At 57.1% G+C, this 16,258-nt stretch carries 17 protein-coding genes; 10 read left to right on the forward strand and 7 right to left on the reverse strand.

What is annotated here, in order from left to right:
• The first annotated feature begins 4 nt into the window (after positions 1-4).
• The 5 genes from AAC622_RS06365 (at position 5) to AAC622_RS06385 (ending at position 5,779) form a co-directional block, all read left to right on the forward strand.
• Complete coding sequence (locus AAC622_RS06365) at positions 5-1,135, forward strand: S-(hydroxymethyl)glutathione dehydrogenase/class III alcohol dehydrogenase (protein WP_340260935.1); 1,131 nt, start codon at positions 5-7, stop codon at positions 1,133-1,135.
• Positions 1,135-1,959 carry an S-formylglutathione hydrolase gene (gene fghA / locus AAC622_RS06370; protein WP_340260936.1) on the forward strand — a complete coding sequence of 275 codons (825 nt, stop codon included), beginning with the start codon at positions 1,135-1,137 and terminating at the stop codon, positions 1,957-1,959. Before AAC622_RS06365 ends, fghA begins: the two co-directional genes overlap by 1 nt.
• Before the next feature lie 120 nt (positions 1,960-2,079).
• Positions 2,080-3,099: a pyruvate dehydrogenase (acetyl-transferring) E1 component subunit alpha gene (gene pdhA, locus AAC622_RS06375; protein WP_340260937.1), complete on the forward strand. Its 1,020-nt coding sequence runs from the start codon at positions 2,080-2,082 to the stop codon at positions 3,097-3,099.
• A 21-nt stretch (positions 3,100-3,120) separates the two neighbouring features.
• On the forward strand, positions 3,121-4,485 hold the full coding sequence (locus AAC622_RS06380) for a pyruvate dehydrogenase complex E1 component subunit beta (RefSeq protein ID WP_340260938.1): 1,365 nt from the start codon (positions 3,121-3,123) through the stop codon (positions 4,483-4,485).
• A gap of 13 nt (positions 4,486-4,498) precedes the next feature.
• On the forward strand, positions 4,499-5,779 hold the full coding sequence (locus AAC622_RS06385; RefSeq protein ID WP_340260940.1) for a pyruvate dehydrogenase complex dihydrolipoamide acetyltransferase: 1,281 nt from the start codon (positions 4,499-4,501) through the stop codon (positions 5,777-5,779).
• A 53-nt stretch (positions 5,780-5,832) separates the two neighbouring features.
• Here the strand turns inward: AAC622_RS06385 and AAC622_RS06390 are convergent, their stop codons facing one another.
• The 3 genes from AAC622_RS06390 to AAC622_RS06400 all read right to left on the reverse strand — a co-directional run bounded on the left by AAC622_RS06390 (position 5,833) and on the right by AAC622_RS06400 (position 9,506).
• Positions 5,833-6,369 carry a pseudouridine synthase gene (locus AAC622_RS06390; protein ID WP_340260942.1) on the reverse strand — a complete coding sequence of 179 codons (537 nt, stop codon included), beginning with the start codon at positions 6,367-6,369 and terminating at the stop codon, positions 5,833-5,835.
• Between the two features lie 56 nt (positions 6,370-6,425).
• Positions 6,426-9,239 (reverse strand): DNA polymerase I, encoded by a 2,814-nt coding sequence (polA, locus tag AAC622_RS06395; protein ID WP_340260943.1) that lies wholly within the window; start codon positions 9,237-9,239, stop codon positions 6,426-6,428.
• A gap of 81 nt (positions 9,240-9,320) precedes the next feature.
• Positions 9,321-9,506 carry a zinc-finger domain-containing protein gene (locus AAC622_RS06400; protein ID WP_340251735.1) on the reverse strand — a complete coding sequence of 62 codons (186 nt, stop codon included), beginning with the start codon at positions 9,504-9,506 and terminating at the stop codon, positions 9,321-9,323.
• A gap of 129 nt (positions 9,507-9,635) precedes the next feature.
• On the opposite strand from AAC622_RS06400, the gene AAC622_RS06405 reads away from it, so the two are divergent.
• Positions 9,636-10,571 carry an ABC transporter ATP-binding protein gene (locus AAC622_RS06405; RefSeq protein ID WP_340251738.1) on the forward strand — a complete coding sequence of 312 codons (936 nt, stop codon included), beginning with the start codon at positions 9,636-9,638 and terminating at the stop codon, positions 10,569-10,571.
• On the opposite strand, the gene AAC622_RS06410 is transcribed toward AAC622_RS06405, so the two are convergent.
• Genes AAC622_RS06410 through nth form a run of 4 tightly spaced genes read right to left on the reverse strand, consistent with a single transcriptional unit; the run spans position 10,563 to position 12,823 of the window.
• Positions 10,563-10,949, reverse strand: a complete 387-nt coding sequence (locus AAC622_RS06410; RefSeq protein ID WP_340251741.1) for a histidine triad nucleotide-binding protein — start codon at positions 10,947-10,949, stop codon at positions 10,563-10,565. The genes AAC622_RS06405 and AAC622_RS06410 overlap by 9 nt on opposite strands.
• 38 nt (positions 10,950-10,987) lie before the next feature.
• The gene (locus tag AAC622_RS06415) at positions 10,988-11,140 is read right to left on the reverse strand and encodes a DUF5928 domain-containing protein (protein ID WP_340260945.1); all 153 of its coding nucleotides are present in this window, start codon (positions 11,138-11,140) and stop codon (positions 10,988-10,990) included.
• 46 nt (positions 11,141-11,186) lie between these two features.
• Entirely contained in the window at positions 11,187-12,182 is a 996-nt protein-coding gene (locus AAC622_RS06420) for an adenosine kinase (protein ID WP_340260946.1), read from the reverse strand.
• Positions 12,179-12,823: an endonuclease III gene (gene nth, locus AAC622_RS06425; protein ID WP_340261472.1), complete on the reverse strand. Its 645-nt coding sequence runs from the start codon at positions 12,821-12,823 to the stop codon at positions 12,179-12,181. Before nth ends, AAC622_RS06420 begins: the two co-directional genes overlap by 4 nt.
• A 137-nt stretch (positions 12,824-12,960) precedes the next feature.
• Here nth and AAC622_RS06430 point away from each other — a divergent pair, with 137 nt between their 5' ends.
• From AAC622_RS06430 to pcaD, 4 genes are all read left to right on the forward strand, one after another.
• Positions 12,961-13,809 carry a methylated-DNA--[protein]-cysteine S-methyltransferase gene (locus tag AAC622_RS06430; RefSeq protein ID WP_340260947.1) on the forward strand — a complete coding sequence of 283 codons (849 nt, stop codon included), beginning with the start codon at positions 12,961-12,963 and terminating at the stop codon, positions 13,807-13,809.
• Positions 13,810-13,930: 121 nt separating this feature from the next.
• Entirely contained in the window at positions 13,931-14,605 is a 675-nt protein-coding gene (locus AAC622_RS06435) for an OmpA family protein (protein ID WP_340260948.1), read from the forward strand.
• Between the two features lie 67 nt (positions 14,606-14,672).
• The gene (locus AAC622_RS06440; protein WP_340260949.1) at positions 14,673-15,440 is read left to right on the forward strand and encodes a FadR/GntR family transcriptional regulator; all 768 of its coding nucleotides are present in this window, start codon (positions 14,673-14,675) and stop codon (positions 15,438-15,440) included.
• Complete coding sequence (gene pcaD, locus AAC622_RS06445; RefSeq protein WP_340260951.1) at positions 15,424-16,239, forward strand: 3-oxoadipate enol-lactonase; 816 nt, start codon at positions 15,424-15,426, stop codon at positions 16,237-16,239. The genes AAC622_RS06440 and pcaD overlap by 17 nt, the downstream gene beginning before the upstream one ends.
• The last annotated feature ends 19 nt before the right edge of the window (positions 16,240-16,258 follow it).

The raw sequence follows: 16,258 nt of genomic DNA on the forward strand, positions 1-16,258 counted from the left end.
CACCATGCGCACCAAAGCAGCCGTAGCCCTAAAAGCGGGCGAACCATTGACCGTGATGGAGGTCGAATTGGACGGCCCGAAGGCGGGCGAGGTCTTGGTGGAAATCAAAGCCACAGGCATTTGCCATACGGATGAATTTACCCGCTCGGGCGCGGACCCTGAGGGGATTTTCCCTGCTATTCTTGGCCATGAAGGTGCAGGCATTGTGGTTGAGGTGGGCGAAGGCGTGACCACCCTGAAACCTGGTGATCATGTGATCCCCCTCTATACGCCTGAATGTCGGCAATGTGCATCCTGCCGCTCAGGCAAGACCAACCTGTGCACCGCCATTCGCAACACCCAAGGTCAAGGGCTGATGCCTGATGGCACAACACGGTTTAAGATGCTCGATGGCACGCCGATTTATCACTATATGGGCTGCTCAACCTTCGCCAATCACACAGTGCTGCCCGAGATCGCCTTGGCCAAAGTGCGCGATGACGCGCCGTTTGACAAAATCTGCTACATTGGCTGCGGCGTGACCACGGGTATTGGCGCGGTGATCAACACCGCAGGGGTCGAGATCGGGTCAACCGCCGCCGTGTTTGGCCTTGGCGGCATCGGCTTGAACGTCATTCAAGGCCTGCGCATGGCGGGTGCAGATATGATCATCGGCGTTGATCTCAATGATGGCAAAGAGGAGATGGCGCGCAAATTCGGCATGACCCATTTCATCAACCCGTCAAAAATCGAAGGCAGCGTTGTGCAGGAGATTGTAAACCTCACCAAGCGCGGCGATGACCAGATCGGTGGCGTGGATTATTCCTTTGACGCCACAGGCAATGTCAAAGTGATGCGCGATGCACTAGAATGCAGCCACCGCGGGTGGGGTGTTTCCGTCATCATCGGTGTTGCCCCCGCAGGGGCCGAGATCAGCACGCGACCCTTCCAACTTGTGACAGGGCGCGTCTGGAAAGGCACGGCCTTTGGCGGCGCGAAAGGGCGCAGCGATGTGCCAAAATTTGTCGATTGGTATATGGATGGTAAGATCGAAATTGATCCGATGATCACCCATAAATTGACACTCGATCAAATCAATGAGGGGTTTGATTTGATGCATGCGGGCAAATCCATCCGCGCAGTGGTAGAATTTTGATGCAGGTGATCAGCGAAAATCGTGCATTTGGCGGCAAGCAAATTGTCGCCAAACACCTGTCAGATGCGTGCAACTGCGAAATGACCTTTGCGGTCTATCTTCCACCGCAGGCCGAAGACGGACCTGTGCCCGTGTTGTATTACCTGTCAGGTCTGACCTGCACACATGAGAATGCCATGACCAAAGCGGGCGCCCAAGCATGGGCGGCAGAGTATGGCATTGCCGTGGTCTTTCCCGACACCAGCCCGCGTGGCGAAGGCGTTGCAAATGACGAGGCCTATGATCTGGGCCAAGGCGCAGGGTTCTATGTCAATGCGACCGAGGCCCCTTGGGCTGCACATTTTAAGATGTGGGATTACATCGCAGAAGAATTTCCTGCCTTGATTGATGCGGAATTCCCCATTGACGGCACCCGCGCAGGCATCACGGGCCATTCAATGGGCGGGCATGGGGCGCTGACGCTTGCCTTGACCTATCCTGATCGGTTCAAAAGCCTTTCTGCCCTTGCACCAATCGCCAACCCGACCCAATCAGATTGGGGGAAAAAGCAGCTTGCCGCTTATTTGGGGCCAGATCAGGGCCAATGGGCCGCGCATGACGCAAGTCTTTTGATGGCCACGCAGGGCTATCCAAGTGACATCTTGATTGACCAAGGCGGCGCAGATCAATTCCTTGAGCTACTACGCCCTGCCAGTTTGGCCCACGCCATGACAGAACGTGCACAGCCCCATGTGATGCGGATGCATGAGGGCTATGATCACAGCTATTTCTTTGTGGCCTCCGTGATCGAAGATCACATTCGCTGGCATGCTGAACGGCTTTAAAAATAGTAGAAATTTGCGCAAAAACCCTTAGGCTGAATTCCCCCTACCCTTTCCCCTGACTTTTGTGATAAAGAATAGTTCAACGTTAAACTATTCTTTCGAATGGGAGGGCCCAAGGATATGGCCGCGAAACGACCGACCCCCGCATCGAGCGGAAAAACCAAAGCGAAATCAAATGTTTCGCCTGATGAATTGAAAAAATTCTATCGCGAAATGTTGCTGATCCGCAGATTCGAAGAAAAAGCAGGTCAGCTTTACGGCATGGGTTTGATCGGTGGTTTTTGCCATCTCTATATTGGTCAAGAGGCGGTTGTTGTCGGCCTAGAGGCCGCGGCCAGCGAAGGCGACAAGCGGATCACCTCCTATCGCGACCACGGCCATATGCTGGCCTGCGGGATGGATGCCAAGGGTGTTATGGCCGAATTGACGGGCCGCATCGGGGGCTATTCCAAGGGCAAGGGCGGCTCGATGCATATGTTCTCGAAAGAGAAACATTTCTACGGCGGCCACGGCATCGTGGGCGCGCAAGTGCCATTGGGTGCGGGTCTGGCTTTCTCGGACAAATATCGCGGCAATGATCGCGTCACCTTTGCCTATTTCGGCGATGGTGCAGCCAACCAAGGTCAGGTCTACGAGACTTATAACATGGCCGAGCTGTGGTCGCTGCCTGTTGTTTTTGTGATTGAGAACAACCAATACGCGATGGGCACCTCAGTGCAGCGTTCAACAAAATCCCCAAGCCTATGGGAGCGCGGCGCGGCCTATGGGATCGCGGGCGAAGAGGTTGACGGGATGGATGTTTTGGCGGTCAAAGATGCGGGGCAACGCGCCGTTGCCTACTGCCGCGCTGGCAAAGGCCCTTACATTCTTGAGGTCAAAACCTATCGCTATCGCGGACATTCGATGTCTGACCCTGCGAAATATCGCACCCGCGAAGAAGTGCAGGAAATGCGCGAAAAGCACGATGCGATTGAACATGTTCGCCAATTGTTGCTGACGGGCGGTCACGCCTCTGAGGACAACCTCAAGGCGATTGATAAAGAAATCAAAGACATCGTGAATGAGGCCGCCGAATTCTCCAAAGAAAGCCCTGAGCCACCTTTGGATGAATTGTGGACAGATATTTACGCGGACGCGTGAGCGGAAGGAGAGGATAAACCAATGGCAACCGAAATTTTGATGCCCGCCCTTTCGCCAACGATGGAAGAAGGCACTTTGGCCAAATGGCTGGTTAAGGAAGGCGACACCGTGCAAGCGGGTGATATTCTCGCCGAGATTGAAACCGACAAGGCCACGATGGAATTCGAGGCGGTCGATGAAGGCGTGATCGGCAAGATCCTTGTGGCTGAGGGCACCGAAGGGGTGAAGGTGAACACCGCCATCGCCATCATCGGCGAAGCGGGCGAAGATATGAGCGCGACCCCTGCGACAGCCTCCCCCGCCTCTGCGGCCCCCGTTGCAGAAGCGGCACCTGCCGCACCTGTGGCCGCGGCCCCTGCGGCGCCCGTGGCAGATCAAAGCCCCGATTGGCCCGAAGACACGCCGATGAAAACGCAAACCGTGCGAGAAGCGTTGCGCGATGCCATGGCCGAAGAAATGCGCGGCAATGACAATGTGTTCTTGATGGGCGAAGAGGTCGGTGAATATCAAGGTGCCTATAAGATCAGCCAAGGTTTGTTGGATGAGTTCGGCGCAAAGCGCGTGATCGACACCCCCATCACCGAGCATGGCTTTGCAGGGATCGCGGTCGGTGCGGCCTTTGGTGGGCTGAACCCAATCGTGGAATTCATGACCTTTAACTTTGCCATGCAAGCGATTGACCAGATCATCAACTCGGCGGCAAAGACGCTTTATATGTCAGGCGGTCAGATGGGCTGTCCTATCGTGTTCCGTGGCCCGAACGGCGCCGCCGCCCGCGTGGGCGCACAGCACAGCCAAGATTACGCCGCATGGTATGCGCATATTCCAGGCCTAAAGGTGGTGCAGCCTTATACCGCCGCAGATGCCAAGGGCCTTTTGAAACAGGCTATCCGAGATCCGAACCCCGTGATCTTCCTTGAGAATGAAATTCTCTACGGCAAAACCTTTGAGGTGCCAGATCTGCCCGATTTCACCATTCCGTTTGGCAAGGCAAAAATTGCCCGTGCAGGGGATGATGTGACCCTCGTGTCCTTCGGGATCGGCATGACATACGCCATGGAGGCCGCCGAACGTCTGGCCGCCGAAGGCATTTCTGCTGAGGTGATCGACCTGCGCACATTGCGCCCCTTGGATTACGGCACGGTTTTGGCCTCTGTCCAAAAAACCAACCGCTGCGTGACGATCGAAGAAGGTTTCCCTGTGGCCTCCATCGGCAATCACATCTCGGCATATCTGATGCAAAACGCCTTTGATTATCTCGATGCGCCTGTGATCAATTGCACGGGCAAAGATGTGCCAATGCCCTATGCGGCGAACCTTGAGAAACTGGCCCTTGTCACCACCGATGAAGTGGTCGCAGCGGTCAAATCCGTAACCTATCGCTAAGGAGGGGCTGATTATGGCAACCGAAATTCTAATGCCCGCCCTGTCGCCTACAATGGAAGAGGGCACATTGGCGAAATGGTTGGTCAAAGAGGGCGACACTGTGCAAGCAGGCGACCTCTTGGCCGAGATTGAAACCGACAAGGCCACGATGGAATTCGAGGCCGTGGATGAAGGCGTGATTGGCAAAATCCTTGTGGCTGAGGGCACCGAAGGGGTGAAGGTCAACACCGCCATCGCCATTATTGGTGAGGCGGGCGAGGATATGAGCGCGGCACCCGCCGCAGCGGCCCCTGCCCCTGCGGCACCCGCAGCCCAAGCAGCCCCAGCCACACCTGCAACCCCCACCCCTGCACCTGCGGCCCCCAAGGCAGAGGGCGCACGGGTTTTTGCCTCACCGCTTGCGCGGCGAATTGCGGCGGAAAAGGGCATCGACCTGACCAAAGTGAAGGGCACAGGCCCACATGGGCGGATCGTGAAGGCCGATGTCGAAAGCGGCAAGGCGGTTGCATCTGCCCCTGCGACGACAGCGGCACCTGCGCAAAGCGCGCCCGCTCTGCCCGCCTCGCCTGGTGCAGATCAGATCAAGAAAATCTACGAAGGCCGCGATTATGAAGAAGTGGCTTTGGATGGGATGCGCAAAACTGTTGCCGCCCGCCTCACCGAAGCCAAGCAAACCATCCCGCATTTCTATCTGCGCCGCGACATTCGGATCGACAATTTACTTGCCTTCCGCGGCCAGCTGAACGCGCAATTGGCGGCGCGGGATGTCAAGCTTTCGGTCAATGATTTCATCATCAAGGCCTGTGCCCTTGCCCTGCAGGAAGTGCCAGATGCCAATGCGGTTTGGGCGGGGGATCGTATCCTCAAGCTGAAACCGTCTGATGTTGCGGTGGCCGTGGCAATTGAAGGTGGGCTGTTCACGCCTGTCCTCAAAGATGCGGATCAAAAATCCCTGTCGCGATTGTCGGCTGAGATGAAGGATCTAGCCGCACGCGCGCGGTCTAAGAAACTCGCCCCGCATGAATATCAGGGCGGCAGTTTCGCAATTTCCAATTTAGGTATGTTCGGGGTCGATAATTTCGATGCCGTTATCAACCCACCCCATGGCGCAATCTTGGCGGTTGGTGCAGGGGTGAAAAAGCCTGTCGTCAGCGAGGATGGCGCGGTGCAAGTGGCGACTGTGATGTCGGTCACGCTTTCCGTGGATCACCGCGCGATTGATGGCGCACTTGGGGCAGAATTACTGGCCTCCATTGTGCGCAATCTGGAAAACCCAATGGCGATGCTGGCCTAAAAGCCCGCAACATTCGGATAAGGGCGCGCAAGGTAAAAGCCTTGCGCGCCTTTTTATTTGGGCAATTCAATCTCGCGCCATGCGGCAGGGGGCAGGTCACCCAAAACCCAATCCCCGATTTGCCACCGAACAAGCCGCAAAACAGGCAAACCCACATGGGCGCACATCCGCCGCACTTGGCGGTTGCGTCCCTCAGTAATGGTGAGGCGCAGCCAATGATCTGGCACAGTTTGACGATAACGCACAGGCGGCACACGCGGCCAGAGCCAGTCAGGCTCGGCCACCTGCGCAACCTCGGCAGGGCGTGTTGGCCCATCTTTTAGCGTAATCCCTGCGCGCAATGCGGCAACGGCATCGGGGTTTGGCGCGCCCTCAACCATCGCATAATAGGTCTTCGGCAATTTGGCGGCAGGGCTTGTGATCTGCGCTTGCAGTCGGCCATCATTGGTCAGCAACAGCAGCCCTTCGCTGTCGCGATCCAACCGCCCCGCAGGATAAAGGCCAGGCAGATCCAAATAATCCGAAAGCCCCCGCCAATGACCATCGGGCGAAAATTGGCTTAGGACATCCATAGGCTTGTTAAAAGCCACAAGCCGCCTTGGCCCCTCAAGCGTCCTGCGGGGGCGCGGCCGATTTGTGCGCCCCCTCAATGCGCCTCGGCCCAATTTTTACCCTGCCCTGCATCCACAACCAACGGCACAGATAGATGCAAAACGGGGCTTGCCGCGCTTTCCATAACATCGCGGGCGCGGGCAATCAGGACGTCCACCGCGCCCTCTTCCACCTCAAAGACCAATTCATCATGCACCTGCAACAACATGGTTGCAGGCAAATCTGCGATTGCCTGATCCATACGGATCATCGCGCGGCGGATGATATCGGCCGCGGTGCCTTGGATGGGCGCGTTGATGGCCGCGCGCTGCGCAAAGCCTGCGGCGGGGCCTTTCGCCTCGATATCAGGTGTATGAATTTTGCGGCCAAACAAGGTCTGCACATAGCGGTACGATTTGGCGAATTCCTTGGTCGCGGTCATATAATCACGGATGCCCGGGAAACGCTCAAAATAGCGGTCGATAAACCCTTGTGCCTCGGCGCGTGGTATCCGCAAATTGCGCGCAAGACCAAAGCCAGAAATGCCATAAATGACCCCAAAATTGATTGCCTTGGCCTGACGGCGAATGTCCGAGGTCATTTGATCCAGTGGGATGCCGAACATTTCAGACGCTGTTGCGGCGTGAATGTCTTGCCCTTCGCGAAAGGCCTGTTTGAGTGCATCAATCCCCGCAATCTCGGCCAAAATGCGCAATTCAATTTGGCTGTAATCCAAACTGACCAAAACGCGCCCCTCAGGCGCCACAAAAGCCTCGCGGATGCGGCGACCTTCTTCGCTGCGGATGGGAATATTTTGTAGGTTCGGATCGGTTGAAGCCAGACGGCCTGTATTAGCGCCCGCAATGACGTAAGAGGTATGCACGCGGCCCGTTTCGGGGTTGATATGATCTTGCAACGCATCGGTATAGGTCGATTTCAGCTTGGCAATCTGGCGCCAATCCAAAAGGCGCGCAGGCAATTCGTGACCCGCGGCGGCGAGATCTTCGAGGATATCCGCCCCCGTGGAATAGGCCCCCGTCTTGCCCTTTTTGCCCCCTTCAAGGCCCATCTTGTCGAACAAGATTTCACCAAGTTGTTTGGGGCTCGCCAGATTGAACGCCTCGCCCGCCAATTCATGCGCTTCGGCCTCGAGCGCCGCCATTTTCTGCGCAAAGGCGTTGGACATACGGCTCAGCACATCGCGGTCAACGCAGACCCCTGCCATTTCCATACGCGCCAAAACGGGCACAAGTGGGCGTTCGAGCGTTTCATAAACCCGTGTCACCTGCACCTGATGCAACTGAGGCTTGAACACCTGCCACAGGCGCAAGGTGATATCGGCATCCTCCGCCGCATAGGGGGCTGCATCTTCAATCTTGACCAAGTCAAAGGTGATTGCGGCCTTGCCCGCCCCAAGCAGGGTTTTAATCGGGATCGGTTCATGATCGAGATAGCGCGCAGAGAGCGCATCCATCCCATGCCCGTGCAACCCGCCATGCAGCGCATAAGACATCAGCATTGTGTCATCAATTGGCGCGACCTTGATCCCGTATCGGGCCAAGATTTTCGCGTCATATTTTATATTTTGCCCGATTTTGACGATGGACTCATCCTCGAACACGGGCCGCAAAGCATCTAGGGCTGTGGCAAGCGGCATTTGCCCCTCGACCAATGCGGCGCTGCCAAAGAGATCATCCCCGCCTGCGCGGTGTTGCAGAGGGATATAGCAGGCGCGCCCTGCCTTGGTGGCCAAGGACACGCCAACCAATTCGGCGCGCATCTCATCTAGGGCGGTTGTCTCGGTATCAATCGCAATGAACCCTTGCGCGCGCGCCGCCTCAAGCCATGGGGTAAGCGCCTCAAGCGTTGTGATTGTCTCATACTGGCCATGATCAAAGGCAGGGAATTCTCGTGCGGCGGGGGCCGCCCCGCCCGCAGGCGCAGGGGCCGCGGCGCTCGCCTGAATTTCAGGGGCCTCAACCCCCAAATGATCCGCGACACGCTTGGTCAGGCTGCGAAACTCCATTGCGGCCAGAAATTGCATCAGCGTCTCTGGTTCGGGGTCTTTAACCTCTAAATCGTCAAGGGTGATTTCAAGCGGCACTTGAGCATCGAGACTGACCAATTGCCGCGACAATCGAATTTGATCGGCAAACTCAATCAACGCCTCGCGCCGCTTGGGCTGTTTGATTTCCTCGGCCCGCGCCAGAAGCGTGTCTAAATCGCCATATTCATTGATCAAAAGCGCGGCTGTTTTTATCCCGATGCCAGGCGCCCCGGGAATATTGTCAACACTATCCCCCGCCAAGGATTGCACATCAATCACCCGCTCAGGCCCGACCCCAAATTTTGCAAAAACACCGTCAGCATCAATGCGCGCATTTTTCATCGCATCGAACATCTCGACCCCACCGCCGACAAGCTGCATCAGGTCTTTATCCGATGAGATAATCGTGCAGCGCCCCCCTGCCTCGCGCGCTTGCCGCGCAAGGGTGGCGATGATGTCATCCGCCTCGTATCCCTCCAACTCCAGACAGGCGAGGTTAAAGGCCCGCGTGGCTTCGCGGGTCAGCGGCATTTGCGGGCGCAAATCCTCGGGCATGGCATCACGATTGGCTTTGTAGAGATCGTATAGATCATTGCGGAACGTGTGGCTGCCTTTGTCAAACACCACCGCCGCATGGGTCGGCCCGTCAGAGCCGCCATTCTCGACAATCATTTTCAAAAGCATATTGCAAAAGCCAGACACCGCCCCAATGGGCAGGCCATCGGATTTGCGCGTCAGCGGCGGCAGCGCATGATAGGCCCGAAAAATAAAGGCCGAGCCATCAACGAGATGAAGGTGGCACCCTTTGCTAAATCCGCTCATATTCACACCGCGCTTGTTTCTGGGGTCTTGCTTCCCCTGTTCTAGCGCAGCATCAGAGCGGATGCGACCCGAAAGCGGTGCTTAGGACTTGGCCTTTTTGGCAGCGCTTTCGTGAATGAACATTTTGTCGCAATAGCCACATTCGACACGGCCCGTTTCATGCGGAATGGACAGCCACACCCGTGGATGACCCAAGGCGCCCTGCCCGCCATCGCAGGCCACACGCCATTGGCTGACAATCTCAGTTTCTGGGGCGTCCATGGTCATTGAGCCGTTCCTCCTGTCCTGTCTGTCTGCGCGCGGTGCGCACGCGGGCTGCTTGCCCTAGCCGTAGCATAGGCTTACATCTGCCTCATATCGCAGTTTGCCTCCCATCGGGCAAGAGGAGACAGGACAATGCCACGCGAAAACGCCATCGAGTTGCGCAATTTGCGTAAGACCTACGCGGCCACTGCGCGCAGCCCTGCCAAAGAGGCGCTGAAGGGCGTTGATCTCGACATTCCACGCGGGTCTATTTTTGGGCTTTTGGGGCCAAATGGCGCGGGCAAATCCACGATGATCAACATTCTGGCGGGGCTTGTAACCAAGACCTCAGGCCAAGTGACAATTTGGGGGTTTGATCAGGACAAAAACCCCCGCCAATCGCGCGCCTCTATCGGGGTGATGCCCCAAGAATTGAACATCGATCCGTTTTTCACCCCCCGCGCGGCATTGGATGTGCAGGCAGGCTTGTATGGAATGCCAAAATCGCAACGCGATGTTGAGGGGGTTTTGCGCCTCATTGGGCTTGAGGATAAGGCCGAAGCCTATGCCCGCACCCTCTCTGGCGGGATGCGGCGCAGATTGCTCCTTGGCAAGGCATTGATACACAACCCCCATGTGCTGGTTTTGGATGAACCAACCGCAGGGGTCGATATTGAATTACGTCAAATGTTATGGGCCAATGTGCGTCGCCTGAATGAAGAGCGCGGCATGACCATCATTCTGACCACCCATTACCTCGAAGAAGCTGAGGAGATGTGCGATGAAATCGCCATCATCAACCACGGCGCGGTGATCGCGCGCGACCGCACCGAAAACTTACTGGCGCAGATGGATCAAAAAAGCCTTGTGATCTTGCCAGAAGGGCCAAGCGATGCTGTCACCGCCCCGCAAGGCGTAACCCTTGAGCGGCGCAGCGATGGTGCATTGGTCTTTAGCTATAGCCGCGCCAAAACTAGCCCTGCGGCGATTTTAGACAGTCTGCGGGTTGCGGGCGTGGGCATTCGTGACGTGAAAACCCAAGAACCCGATTTGCAGGATGTCTTTGTCTCGCTCACGCAATCAGCCTGAGCGCTTCGCCAATAAGGGCCCCAAAGCCGCCCCACCCAAAAGATGCAGGTGATAATGCGGCACTTCTTGTCCACCATGATCGCCCGCGTTGGAGATGACGCGATAGCCCTGCCCGCCTTCAGCCAAGGACAGGCCAAGCTCTTTGCACAGCCGCCCCGTTAGGCGCACAAAATCCAAGATTTCCGCGTCTGACGCGTTTTGTGCAAAATCATCATAGGTCACATAGGCCCCTTTGGGGATCACCAGAATATGGGTCGGCGCCTGTGGCCCGATATCGTGAAAGGCCAAACAATGATCAGTCTCAGCGACCGTGTTGTTTGGAATCTCCCCGCGCAGGATTTTGGCAAAGATATTCTGCGGATCGTACTCATGCGGCATATTTTGCGGCCCCCTTTTAGCTTTGGCTTTGGCAGGGGTTAGTCGTCAAACAAATGCGGCTTGTTCAACAGCCCCTGCGCCTGTTCCTGCGATATGGTGAAGAATTGCGCAAGCGCCTGCAAGTTCTCATCGTTATTGCGTGATTGACGGATGATGTAATGCGGATCAAACCCTGCCAATAAGATGCCCATTGGCGAGATTGATCTAGACGAGGTGCACGCCAAACTGGGCGATTGATCAGATCAAGTTTTGATCGGCCAGTACCGCACGCAGGCTGCGCTTGGGGCGCGGGCCGATTTGGGCGATCACCTCTGCCGCCGCAGCCACACCCATCTCGCCTGCGCGCGCAATGCCAACATCCATCGCCATCCCGCCCAAGAACCCCGCGGCGAATTGGTCGCCCGCTCCTGTTGCATCCACAGGGGTGACGGGGGTTACAGCAACCTCGCAACGCGTGCCTTGGTGGATGATCTTCACCGCCTCGCCCGAATGGGTGCAGACAATCAGCCCACACGCCCCCGCGGCCTCGGCCAAGGCCGCGTCAAGATCGCTGGTCTGATAGAGCGACAGCCATTCTTCATGGTTGCCAATGGTGAAATCCATACCTTGCGCAATCAGGTTGCGAAAATCATCGCGGTGCCTGTCCACACAAAACGGATCAGACAGGGTGATCCCCACTTTGCCCCCGCCCGCGCGGCAGGCCTGACCTGCAAGGGTAAAGGCGGACTTGCCTTCGGGTTTGTCATAGAGATAGCCCTCCAAAAACATCCAGCGCGCGGCTTTGGCAGTGTCGACATCCACATCCGCCTCGTTAAAATCAGCGCCTGCCCCAAGATATGTATTCATCGAGCGCTCACCATCTGATGAGACAAAAATCATCGAGCGCGATGTGGGGGGCAAATCCATGTCTGCCACGGGCGGGTTGGGAAAATCGCTGCCATCGGCACGCATGCCATCGGCGTAAAATCGGCCCAACTCATCGTCTTTGACCTTACCCAAAAACGCGGTTTTCAGCCCCAAACTGGCCGCACCTGCGATTGTATTGGCCACCGATCCGCCAGCGGTCTGCACACGATCCGTCATTGCGGCATAAAGCGTCTCGGCGCGATCCTTGTCGATCAATTGCATGATGCCCTTGTCAATTCCCATGTCAGCCAAAAACGCGTCATTGCCATGTGCGATCACATCAACAATGGCATTCCCGATGCCGACCAGATCATAGGTATTGCTCATTGGGTTTTTTCCTCGAATTGACACAAGTCTTTGATCGGGCACGCCCCGCATTTGGGTTTGCGCGCCACGCAGATATAGCGACCATGCAAGATCAGCCAGTGATGGGCGTGCAGTTGGTATGGGGCGGGGACATGATCCTCAATCGCGCGCTCAACCGCATCGACCGATTTGCCAACGGCAATGCCCGTTCGATTGCCCACGCGGAAAATATGCGTATCCACCGCCTGCGCGGGCTGCCGCCACCACATGTTCAAGACCACGTTCGCGGTTTTGCGCCCTACACCTGGCAACGCCTGAAGCGCAGCGCGCGAGGCAGGCACGACACCATCATATTCTTCCACCAAGATTTGCGCCATTTTGATCACATTCTTGGCCTTGTTGCGATAAAGCCCGATGGTCTTGATATGTTCAATCAGCCCCGCTTCGCCCAGCTCCAGCATTTTCTGCGGCGTATCCGCTATCTGAAAGAGCTTTGCAGTGGCGCGGTTCACGCCCGCATCTGTGGCCTGTGCGGAAAGGGCAACAGCCACTAAAAGCGTGTAGACATTGACATGGTGAAGCTCGCCCTTGGGTTCGGGTTCAGCCGCCTCAAAGCGGGAAAAGATTTCGACAAGGGTGCTGTAATCCAATTGGCGTGCCATGGCCTCTTGTGGCGATTGGGGCGCGCGGGCGCAAGCCCTGTTGAAGGGCTTTTGCGCAAGTTTCGGGTCGCGCGGCACCAAAGCCTCGCGTAAGTTTAGTGTAGGCACATCAGAGCACATAGGGACGAAGCCACGCGATGAAGACCACCGACAGTGAAACCGAGTATCACTTTGGCGTCATTGCCCGCGCCATCGCCCTGATTGATGAAAACCCTGCTGTGGCCAGTAACCTTGACCATCTGGCCGCTAAAATCGGGCTAAGCCCTGCGCATTTGCAGCGGGTCTTTTCGCGCTATGCAGGCATCTCACCCAAACGCTATGCGCAATTCCTGACGCTTGGCCATGCGAAATCGCTTTTGACCACGCGCCACAGCACGCTTGAAACAGCTGTGCTGACGGGGCTTTCTGGCACGGGCAGGCTTTATGACTTATTCCTGCGATGGGAGGCCATGGCCCCCGGTGACTATGCCAAAGGCGGCGCGGGCCTGACCCTGCGCTACGGATGGTTTGACAGCACCTTTGGCCCCGCTTTGATCGTTGCATCAGATCGCGGGATTTGCGGGCTTGGCTTTGCCGCTGAGATGGGGGAAGCGGCCTGTTTGGCGGATATGGCAAGACGTTGGCCCAAAGCCGATTTGCAGCACGACCAAGCGGCCATCGCCCCATGGGCCAATGCCGCCCTAAGCGCCAAGGGCGAGGCGTCTTTGCACCTAATAGGCGCCCCGTTTCAGATCAAGGTTTGGGAGGCGCTGATGAATGTGCCCGCAGGCCATGTCACCACCTATTCCGAAATTGCAGGGGCCATTGGCGCGCCAAAGGCGGTCAGGGCGGTTGGAACGGCGGTGGGGCGCAATCCCATCTCGCTGCTTATTCCCTGCCATCGCGCCTTGCGCAAATCGGGCGAGATGGGGGGCTATCATTGGGGCCTGCCCGTCAAACGCGCGATGTTGGCATGGGAAACCGCCGCTTTTGAGGCGCAAGGCTAAAGCTCACGCGCCTCTCACGTCTGCGCGAGGCTTTGCCGATTGCAAGCTTGCCCGCTTTCTTTTGCTGCGGCGCAAAGCTATGATGGACGCACGAGCAAATAACCAAGAAAGAAGGTGTTCCATGGCGCAACAGACTGCAGGCCTGCGCGTGAAATCTCTGGGCGCATTGAGCGCGATTGCCCTTGTGTTGAGTGGCTGTGTCCAAAGCACCGCCGCTGATCCAAACGCCAACCGCACCCGTGACGGGGCGATTGTAGGCGCGATGTTGGGCGGCTTTCTGGGCGCGACCCGTGACGGAGAAAACAGCCGCCGCGATACCGTGATCGGTGCGGCAGCGGGGGCTGCAATTGGTGCAGGGATTGGGTCAATGCTAGATCGCCAAGCGGCTGATCTGCGGGCGCAGATGGATAATGAAAACATCATGATCCAGAACACAGGTGACGAATTGATTGTCACCTTGCCCGAGGGCATCTTGTTCGACACGGACAGCGCCGCCATTCGGGCCATGCTGCAATCGGATTTGCGGGCCTTGGCGCAGAACCTTCAAACCTATCCTGACACGACTGTTGATGTGATCGGTCACACCGATAATACGGGGTCGTCTGGCTATAATATGGATCTGTCCTCGCGCCGCGCGAGCGCGGTTGCGGGTGTCTTGCTTGAAGAGGGGGTTGCCCCTTGGCGCGTGCGCAGTTTTGGCCGTGGGGAAACTGAACCTGTCGCCTCGAACCTGACCCCTGAGGGACGGCAGCAAAACCGCCGCGTGGAAATCTTTATTCGCCCCGGCACCCAATGAGGCGCTAATTCCTTGCCCCGCGCCCTGTCTGGTCATATAAATTGACCAATCAGGGAGGGGCGCGCGGATGCCATTTCAACGGATCGAAGCCGAAAAACTGTCGCATTCTGTGCAGCGCCAGATCGAAATGCTGATTTTGCGCGGCATATTGCGCCCTGGTGAACGGCTGCCATCTGAGCGGGAATTGTCAGAGCGGCTTGGGGTTTCGCGCCCCTCGCTGCGCGAAGCGATTGCCGATTTGCAAGATCGCGGCCTTCTGGCAACCCGCGCAGGCGCAGGGATTTATGTCGCCGATGTCTTGGGGTCTGCGTTCTCACCTGCCCTGATCCGACTGTTTGGCAGCCACCCAGAGGCGGTGTTTGACTATGTGGCCTTCCGCCGAGATATGGAGGCTTTGGCCGCAGAACGCGCCGCACAATTTGCCTCGGACACTGACCTCAAAGTGATCGACACCGTATTTCGCAAAATGGAAGCTGCCCATTCCAAGCGCAACCCTGCGGATGAGGCTGATCTTGATGCGCAATTTCATATGGCGATCATCGAAGCCAGTCACAATGTCATCATGCTCCATATGATGCGCTCTATGTTTGATCTGCTGCGCGAAGGTGTGTTTTACAACCGCTCAGTCATGTTCAAGCAACGCACAACGCGCGATTTGCTGCTCGATCATCACCGCGCGATCAATGATGCGATCCAAGCCCGCGATGGCGAGGCGGCGCGGGCCGCCATCCGCCACCATCTGACCTATGTCGAAGAAGATTTGCATCGGCAACAAAAGGCCGAAGCCAATGAACAAATCGCCAAATTGCGCTATAACCATGAACGCGAAAGATAACACCGCCTTCGATTTGACCCTGAACGGGGTGCGCCATCATGTTGAGCGATGGGGCAGCGATCAGGCCCCCGCGCTTGTGCTATGTCACGGCTTGGGGTGCAGCACGCGGCTTTGGGATGGGGTGATTCCGCATTTGCCCGAAGGTTTGCAGATCATCGCCTATGATATGCGCGGCCATGGCCAGAGCGATATTCCAGACGGCCCCTATTCCATGGGGATGCTGATCCGCGATGCTGAGGCATTATTGGATGAATTGGGGCTTTCTGAGGTGATGTTCTTGGGTCTGTCTCTTGGGGGAATGGTAGCGCAAGGATTGGCGGCAAAGCGGCTTGACCTCATTCGCGCACTTATCCTGTCGAATACAGCCACCAAAATCGGCACGCGCGAGATGTGGCAGTCCCGCATTGCCACAATCGCCAAGGGCGGCGTGGCGGCCGCAGCCCCCGCCTTGATGGAGCGTTGGTTCACCCGCGCCTTTCGCGCCAAAGGGGGACACACAGCCTTTGAGGAAGACCTGAAAAATGTCTCCCTAACAGGCTATCTCGCGGGGGCCGAGGCCATATCAGGCAGTGATTTTTACACCACCACTGCCGCTTTGCGCCTCCAGACCCTTGTCATTGCGGGGGCCGAAGATGGATCAACCCCGCCCGATCTGATGCGCGAGATGGCGGATCTGATCCACGGCGCGCGGTTTGAATTGATGCGCAATGCAGGGCATTTGCCACCTATCGAGGCGCCCGAAGATTATGCAGCCTTGATCACAGACTTCATCGCGGCCACAGGCCATCTGTCAACCTAGCTTGACAAGTCGCATTCCT

This window comes from Roseobacter sp. HKCCA0882 (genome assembly GCF_037805225.1).
Taxonomy (GTDB): domain Bacteria; phylum Pseudomonadota; class Alphaproteobacteria; order Rhodobacterales; family Rhodobacteraceae; genus M30B80.